Annotated in this window: 8 protein-coding genes; 4 read left to right on the forward strand and 4 right to left on the reverse strand. The window is 39.2% G+C overall.

Going from position 1 to position 8,388, the window contains the following annotated elements:
* Positions 1 to 211: 211 nt before the first annotated feature.
* The 4 genes from IEV18_RS11290 (at position 212) to IEV18_RS11305 (ending at position 3,575) form a co-directional block, all read left to right on the forward strand.
* Complete coding sequence (locus IEV18_RS11290) at positions 212 to 781, forward strand: TetR/AcrR family transcriptional regulator (protein ID WP_188392495.1); 570 nt, start codon at positions 212 to 214, stop codon at positions 779 to 781.
* A 70-nt stretch (positions 782 to 851) separates the two neighbouring features.
* Complete coding sequence (locus IEV18_RS11295) at positions 852 to 1,790, forward strand: SDR family NAD(P)-dependent oxidoreductase (RefSeq protein ID WP_188392486.1); 939 nt, start codon at positions 852 to 854, stop codon at positions 1,788 to 1,790.
* A gap of 277 nt (positions 1,791 to 2,067) precedes the next feature.
* Positions 2,068 to 2,592 carry a dihydrofolate reductase family protein gene (locus IEV18_RS11300; RefSeq protein ID WP_188392487.1) on the forward strand — a complete coding sequence of 175 codons (525 nt, stop codon included), beginning with the start codon at positions 2,068 to 2,070 and terminating at the stop codon, positions 2,590 to 2,592.
* 416 nt (positions 2,593 to 3,008) lie between these two features.
* Positions 3,009 to 3,575 carry a glycerol-3-phosphate responsive antiterminator gene (locus tag IEV18_RS11305; protein WP_188392488.1) on the forward strand — a complete coding sequence of 189 codons (567 nt, stop codon included), beginning with the start codon at positions 3,009 to 3,011 and terminating at the stop codon, positions 3,573 to 3,575.
* Here IEV18_RS11305 and IEV18_RS11310 read toward each other — a convergent pair.
* The 4 genes from IEV18_RS11310 to IEV18_RS11325 are packed head-to-tail and all read right to left on the reverse strand — an operon-like array spanning position 3,532 to position 8,252.
* On the reverse strand, positions 3,532 to 4,350 hold the full coding sequence (locus tag IEV18_RS11310; protein ID WP_188392489.1) for an HAD-IIA family hydrolase: 819 nt from the start codon (positions 4,348 to 4,350) through the stop codon (positions 3,532 to 3,534). The two genes, IEV18_RS11305 and IEV18_RS11310, sit on opposite strands and share 44 nt — an antisense overlap.
* 19 nt (positions 4,351 to 4,369) lie before the next feature.
* Complete coding sequence (locus IEV18_RS11315; RefSeq protein WP_188392490.1) at positions 4,370 to 6,073, reverse strand: ABC transporter permease; 1,704 nt, start codon at positions 6,071 to 6,073, stop codon at positions 4,370 to 4,372.
* Entirely contained in the window at positions 6,070 to 7,191 is a 1,122-nt protein-coding gene (locus IEV18_RS11320; RefSeq protein WP_188392491.1) for an ABC transporter ATP-binding protein, read from the reverse strand. Before IEV18_RS11320 ends, IEV18_RS11315 begins: the two co-directional genes overlap by 4 nt.
* Positions 7,192 to 7,205: 14 nt before the next feature.
* Positions 7,206 to 8,252 (reverse strand): ABC transporter substrate-binding protein, encoded by a 1,047-nt coding sequence (locus IEV18_RS11325; RefSeq protein WP_188392492.1) that lies wholly within the window; start codon positions 8,250 to 8,252, stop codon positions 7,206 to 7,208.
* Positions 8,253 to 8,388: the final 136 nt, after the last annotated feature.

Below are 8,388 nucleotides of genomic sequence, written 5' to 3' on the forward strand. Positions count from 1 at the left end.
TCATAAATTACCTATGACAAGATGTATCCCTATCATTGTTCCAATGGACTGTGCCGACTGATTGGAGAGAATGATTAGTTTGTGACACGAACGTCTTTCTTAGATATATCATTGTTTGTTCCCTTGTATAGTTTGAAATAAAAATATATTTTGACAATTAGTTTGTGATTGCGTACAATGTTATTGAACGGTGGTCAATTAGGAGGAAACGATCGTGGCAAGAAGAAAAGTACAACATGAATTAACTAAAGAAATGATTATGGATACCGCAAGAAGTTTATTTGTATTGAATGGTTATCAAAACGTATCGATGCGGCAAATTGCAAAAGAATTACGTTGCAGTCACGGTGCAATTTATTACCATTTTAAAAATAAGGCAGAATTGTTTTATGCACTTGTAGACAGTCATTTTGACTTACTTGACGAAAAACTTGAGGAAATTTTAAGCAAAGATATTGACAATATCGAGAAAATGAAATTAATCATGCTTGGTTACATCGAGTTTGGCTTAACACACCAAAGTCATTATGAAATTATGTTTTTAACGAAGAATGAGGAAGTTCGTTCTTACATCAATGAACGGCCAATGCTTGTATACGATAAATTTGCCAAATGTTTGTTTACCCTTTCTGATCGAAAGTTATTGATTCGTGACATTTGGTCCATCTTTCTTTCCTTGCATGGATTCGTTACCCATTATATTGGCCAAGTGGTTGGATATGAAGATGTAGAAGATGCAGCGGAATATTTGGTGAATTTTTTATTAAAAGGATTGAAGTAATTACTCATATAATGGACCAGAGGTTAATAACTCTTTAATTGACCAATGGTTAATAAAAGGGGGATTTTTAATGAAAAAAGCGCTAGTACTTGGTGCATCAGGAGGAATGGGTTATTCCATTGTACATGAATTAGCGGAGAGAGGAATTCAAGTTTTGGCATTTGCAAGGGATAGAAAGAAGCTCGAACGATTATTTGTGAGTAAAAAAAATATTCAGATTGTAACCGGCAATGCTTTAAATATCGATCAGTTACAACGAGCAGCAACAGACTGCGATGCCATCTTTCATTCCATAAATATTCCATATCAGGAATGGGAAAAACACTTACTCCAAATCATGAAAAATGTTTTAGAAGTTGTAAAAGCAAGTTCAGCAAAATTAGTGTTGACAGATAATATTTATGCTTATGGTCGAAGTCAGAATGGCAAAGTAACAGAAGACAAACCGAAACAGCCCCATACAAAAAAGGGAAAACTGCGTCTCAAGCAAATTGAACTAATCAAGAATTCAGGGGTTCCTTATGTAATTGCCCATTTTCCTGATTTTTACGGCCCGAATGCAGAAAACACAATGTTAGGCACCACACTTCCATATGTACTTCAAAATAAACATTCCATCTATGTTGGAAGTCAAAAGGTTGCGCGAGAACATATTTTTACTCCCGATGGTGCAAAGGCCATCGTTACGCTAGCTTTGACTGAAAAAGCATACGGTCAGGAATGGAATATCCCTGCTTATGAGACGATTACAGGTGAAAAATTAGTAGATTTGCTTCGGGAAATGACGGGCTATTCTAAAAAAGTGTTCACCATTCGGAAAGGAATGATTCAGTTATTAGGATTATTTAATCCGTTTATGCGCGAAGTGGTGGAAATGTTCTATTTATATGAAGAGCCTGTCGTGTTAGACGGCTCAAAATATGAAAAGGAAATCGGTCCCTTGCCAAAAACCCCTTATAAAGAGGGACTAAAACAAACGTTAGCGTGGATGGAAAATAGCAAAATATAATGCACCTAAAATTTTGACAATAGGAAAGGATATGTTAAGATTTATAAAATAGTAAAAACGCTATCCGTAAAAACTAAATGTTCTGAAAATTATTAATCAAGAGAAGTTTTTAACGAAGCTGTTTTTGGAACAAGGGATTCTTGTTCATCCGTTGCGGAAATGGCAAACATAATTTCTAGAACAAATGGCGCCATTGTTTCAAAAGCGGAACAAGGAACATGAAAAATGAAGGCTCACGATGAGGAACAAATTAACCTGAAAGAGGAGTGGTGATTGAATGAGACGAGTACGATATCAAGTAGCGTGCAGTTTGGATGGGTTTATTGCGGGAACTAGAGATGACTTTGATTGGATTATACCGGAGCCTGCTTTTGACTTTGAGGCGCATTTCGCGCAGTTTGACACCCTGCTTATGGGGAGGAGGACTTATGAAATTGCCCGTTCAATAGAAGGAAGTTTTATCGGAAAAAAAGTAATCGTTGCTTCAAAATCGCTTCGGCAGCAAGATCATCCGGATGTGGAGATTATCGGTGAAGGACTTGAAGCGAGGATTCGCCAACTTCGTTCCCAGCCCGGCCGTGATATTTGGCTTTATGGCGGGGGGAAGCTATTTGCTCAGCTTCTGGAATGGGATCTCGTTGACACAGTTGAACCGGCGATTATTCCCATTCTTCTTGGTGAGGGCATTCCGTTTCTTAGTTCGCAGGGAATACGCAGAAAATTAACATTGAAGAAGCAAAGCGTTTATCCAACTGGGATGGTTCTTCTTGAATATGAAGTGAAAAAGGGGAGAGAAGGATGAACCGTAATAATAGAACTAACTTATTTGAACAGGCCCCGGTCTTAAACATTGGGCACTTTGGCTAGAGTCGCCCATAAATTAACGGAAAGACTGCATAAAAAAGTGCCTTTGTCTACACTCTATATGTATTTCGGAAAGTAGTGGAGAGTATGTTTGTGTGAGGTTGGTAGTTTTCAAAAGAATAATAGATTCATTGGTAAGCAAAAGGTGCTTAAGCAAAATGGTCTGTAACAGCAGTCTCTTTTTTATTTAAGAAAGAGGTAATTCTCTTCTGGTAGATAGTAATTAGGGAACATATATTTTTATTTAATAAAGATGCAGGTGTTTTGAGAGGATAAATATATAGATTAGCTTATACTTTCATTTAATTCAGATATGGTATAATGAATTAATAAATAAAATGGGTGGGGAGTGCAATGAGTAATATAGTAGATATAGTACAGTCCCAAGTAATTGCTTCGGTAAAGCAAGAAAAACATTTGGATATGGCCATTCAGAGTAACTCAAACATTATTTTTCTGCTAACTGGCAATTTGATGACGACGAAAAAGTATATCGACCGTTTAGAGGAAAATGGAAAAACCGTTTTTGTCCATGTGGATTTCATTGAAGGACTTGCCAATACGAGAAGTGCGATTCAATTTATTGCAGAGGTGTGGAAACCAAAGGGGATTATCACAACGAAGAACAATCTAATTAAATATGCTAAGGAAGAGGGGCTGATGGCAATTCAGCGTGTGTTCCTAATTGACCATAATGCGTTAAAAAAGGGGATTGAAATTGCCCATGTTGCAAAGCCAGATGCCATTGAAGTGCTGCCTGGAGTTATGCCGCACATTATTGATAAATTAACAAAACTAACCCCCCTGCCGATTATCGCAGGAGGGCTAATCAGTGAAAAAGAAGAAATCTATTCCGGGCTGGAGGCGGGAGCACTAGCTATTTCTTCAGGGGACCCAAAGCTTTGGAATCTAAATCTGTAGTAATCTCAGGCACTTCTTTAATACTGTTTATTACATATTTAGGTTTATATTTCGAGTGTCTCAACATGCTTTTTTCTGTGATTCCCGTTAATACGAGAATGGAATGCATGCCGTAGTCATTTCCCATACGGATATCCGTTTCCAATCTGTCCCCAACGATATAGCAGTTTTCCGGAGGCAGGTCTAAAATCTCCTCCACGATAAATTTTGCTGCTAGAGGGGAAGGCTTGCCAAGGATTAGTTCTACCTTTTCTCCTGTAGCACCTTCCATGGCTCCAATCATGGCTCCGCAGTCCGGGATTTGCCCGCCTTCTACTGGACAGGTGCGGTCTGGATTAGTTGCAAGTAGTGTTGCTCCATTACGCCATGCCTGAAAGGCCCGGTTTAATTTTTCGTAGGTGAATTGTCTATCCCAGCCTAAAACTACATAACTTGCTTCTGTTTCATCATCAGTGATGGGAATCCCCATCGCCGTTAATTCATCGATTAACGGCTGTTCCCCGATGACCATCACTTTATCTCCTTCATGAATACGATTGGATAAATATTTTGCGACCAATAAATTCGAATTGATAACATGCTCCCAGCCGACATCTATCCCCAATTTTCTTAACTTTTTCACATAGGCAGTAATCGTTTCAATGGATTTATTCGTTAAGAAAACGACCTTATCGCCACGTTTTCTCAGTTTTTCGATTGCCTCTTTTGCCCCGTCAATTAATTGATTATCGATGTATACTGTTCCATCTAAATCAAAAATAAACCCCTTTTGCATTTTATCCTCCTAAACAGACCTATAATCCATTTCTTCCAGACAGCCTGTTCGCTATAGCCTGCAACACAAGGACCATAACAACTAGTACAACGGACATTGCTGCAGCAGAATAGTATTCTGCGCGGAGTACATTTTGGAATATAGCTAAACTCATCGGTGCCCATTCTGCCGGCGCCATTAAGATAGATATACTCGTTTCCTTAATTACCGTTACAAATACGAGAATAGAGCCTGCAGCAATTCCCGGAAGCATGAGTGGTCCGATGACTGTAATGGCAGCGGTTAAAGTAGACGCACCTAGATTTACTGCAGCTTCTTCAATATCTTGCTTAATAGATTTCATCGTCCCAACCGTTGATCGCACCATGTACGGCAGCCTTCGGATTGTGTAGGCGATGATTAAGATAATCGCTGTTCCTGTCAACTGTAACGGTGCCGTATTAAAGGTTTGGATTAATGCAATACCAAATGCAATACCCGGAACAATCAAAGGGATTGTTGTCATAAAGTCTAATGTTGTAGAACGATAACGTACAACGAAATAGGATACAAAAATAGCTAAGACAACACTGAGAATTAATGCGCCTGCTGCTAAGATGAGACTGTTTTGGATGTTCCCTAAGGATGAGGTAAAGATCGTTCGATAATGGTCAAGCGTATAGCCGTTTGGTAATGGATCTTTTCCCCATGTTGTGGCAAAGGATTGTAAGATTACGGTTCCCATTGCCAGTAACGGGACAATAACTACAAAACCAGAAAAAATCGATAAAGGGATTGTTAGCGCCTTATGATCAATTAGTTTCACTTGTTTCGGTTTTCCGGAAACAACTCCATAATCCCTGCCTTTTAGCATGTAATTTTGCAGCCAATAGACAAAACCGGCTACGGCAATCATGATAACCGTTAAAATGGCTGCGCCTCCCCAGTTAAAGAACCCTGATATTTCACGATAGGCATCAACGACGATTAGGTTTAAGTCACTCGGTGCCAGAATGATTGGCGTACCGAAGTCAGAAAAACTGACAGCAAATATCACGAGTGCCGTTGAAAGCATACCAGGGATAACCAATGGAAAGGTAACGGTAATAAAGGTTAACCAGCCCTTTGCTCCCATATTTCGTGATGCTTCTTCCAAGGATATGTCACTTACCTTAAAGGCAGCAACCATTGGCCATAATGCGTATGGGAAAAAGAAAAATATTTGTACAATGGCTATTCCCGTCATGGAATACGGATCGATTAGCATTCCTTCTCCGCCTAACTTTTCGTAAATATAGGTTACCCAGCCAGCACGGCCAAACATGATAATAAAAGCATAGGCAGAGATAAATGTAGGAATGACTAACGGAACGGTGACCAGAGCACTGATTGTTTTTTTAAACGGCATATTTGTCCGGGCGATACCAAATGCGATGGGAATACATATAACCAGTACCCAGATCGATACAATAAATGAAAGCTTTAAACTGTTAATAAGCCCTTCGAAGTAATGTCCATAGGAAAAAATCGACTTAAAATTATCCAACGTTGCATTTTTAAACTGATTCATTGTTGTTTGCAATTGTTCGAGACTGATTAGAGAACCAAACAGATTAATCGGTTCGTTCGTAAAGGCAACTAAAAATACGGATAACAACGGGATGATTAGGAATAAAAGGAAAAATCCATAGATTAGTAGTTTTACTAATCCTAATCCTGTGAAAAGGCTCTTTATTTTTCTCATATGAGTAACACCCTCTCTGGTGAAACACCTAATCGAACCTTTTCTCCGCTTTGCTTAATATTTGCCCCGGATTCATAAATTGTATCGACAACAAGCATATGGTCGCCAACTTTGACATCATATCTTACTGTATTTCCAAGGTAGGTAGCAAGATGAATCACACCTTCAAATGTATTATCATAGTTGTCATTTTCGCCATTTAATACGATAATGTTTTCTGGCCTAATAATTACTTGTACTTCCTTTTTATCCTTCTTCATTTTTGATTTAATTTGCTGGTTTCCAACTTGGACGATTGTCAAATCATTTTCTGCAGATACGACAGTACCTTCAAGAATATTGGAGGTACCAACGAAATCGGCGATAAACGATGTCTTTGGATTGCTGTATAAGTCAGTCGGTGTGCCTATTTGTAAAATTTCCCCATCTTTCATTACAGCAATACGGTCCGCCATGCTCATCGCTTCTTCCTGATCATGGGTAACGAAGATTGTTGTAATCTTCAAATCCTGCTGGATTCGACGAATTGTATTCCGCATCGTATGGCGGAGCTTTAAATCGAGGTTGGATAACGGTTCATCCATTAATAATACTTCTGGCTCCATGACCAGTGCTCTGGCTAAGGCAACACGCTGCTGCTGACCGCCAGAAAGTTCGCTTGTTAATTTTTTGGCATGATTGGTTAGTTCCACGTATTCTAAAATATCCATTACTTTTTTCTCGATTTCTTTCGGATATTTCACTAATTTGCTGTTTAACATCCGTGTATAGACACCGATTTTTTTTAGTGGGTTACTTTTCTTCAATTCTTTAATGTTTAGGCTGTAGGCTACATTATCAAATACATTCATATGCGGGAATAGGGCATAGCTTTGGAATACCATCCCGCAGTTCCGTTCATTTGGCGGTAAATTTGCAACGTCTTTTCCGCCGATTTTTATTGTTCCGCTCGTAGGTGTTTCAAAACCGGCAATACATCTCATAGTTGTTGTTTTGCCGCAGCCAGATGGGCCTAAGAGGGCGAAAAACTCGCCCTCATTAATATCCAAGTTAATGTTTTGAAGAACAGTTACTCCGGAAAAATCTTTCCTAAGTTGCTCTAGTACAACTGACCCCATGATATCAACTTCCTTTAATTAATTTTGCTTTTCCATTCGTTACGGATACGGTCATAATTTTCGTTTACCCAGTCAATGTCTAAATCTACTGCATTTTCGCGAATCGAATCAATATTTAACGGTGTCTTTGATTCAACTTCCGGATTAATTGGAATATGGTACCAGTTTGCTAGAATTTGTTGTGCTTCTTCTTCAAGCATAAAGTCCATAAACTTCTTTCCGCCTTCTGGATTTGGACCGCCTTCAACCAGAGAAGCAGGGTTTACGAGAATTGGAGTTTTATCAGGGACAACAAAGTCGACACTTTCTCCTTTAGCCTGATGTTCATAGGCCATAAAGTCGAATCCGACTGCAATATGGGCCTCACCCATTGCTACTGCTTTGGTTGGACCGGAGCCAGAGTCAGGAATTGAATTGGCCTGTTCAGCTAATTTTTGGAAGTATTCCCAGCCGGCATCTTCTCCATGCTGCATCATGTAACTTAGCACCATAAGGGTTGCTGTACCGGAAGCTGCCGGGTTTGGGAATTGAATTTTTCCTTCCCATTTTGGATCGAGTAAGTCTTCCCACGTTTTTGGCGCTTCTTCTTCGGAAACAAGCTCTGTATTATAAGCAAATCCTAGTACAAATAATTCAGTTCCGACATAGTATCCATCTTCGTGCTTCATTTTAATGCCATTTTCTACTACTTCCCAATCTTCAGCTCTTTCAGGGATGTATTGTGTAATAATCCCTTTATCCACTGCGGATTCAAACGGCAAAATTCCGCCACCGCCATACCAAACATCAGCCTGCGGATTTCCTTTTTCCGCCATCATTTGGTTTACTAGTACGTTTGTTCCGGCATAATGAACATTGACCTTCTGTCCATATAATTCTTCATATTTTGCAGCCAATTCCTTCGTCAGGTCAGGTGTTTCTGGAGAGTAGAGTGTGATTGGATCGTTGTTTGATCCTTTTTCTGATGATGAGGACGAAGAGTCTTCCTCACCGCCAGCACAAGCTGCAAGAAGACCGATAAGTAGAGCTGATGAAAATAAGCTTAACAATTTCTTCTTCATAAATATCCCCCTTTTTGCTTTTGCGTATTGTCAAAAGTTTTTAAGTAAAACCTATTATTATTGCCTATATAATGCGTTTTTATACAAAAAAACTTGCCACCCCCTTAAATTTAGGTTATTTATGAAGTAACCACAC

Origin of the sequence: Compostibacillus humi (assembly GCF_014637175.1) — a bacterium.
Lineage (GTDB): Bacteria > Bacillota > Bacilli > Bacillales > Amphibacillaceae > Oceanobacillus > Oceanobacillus humi.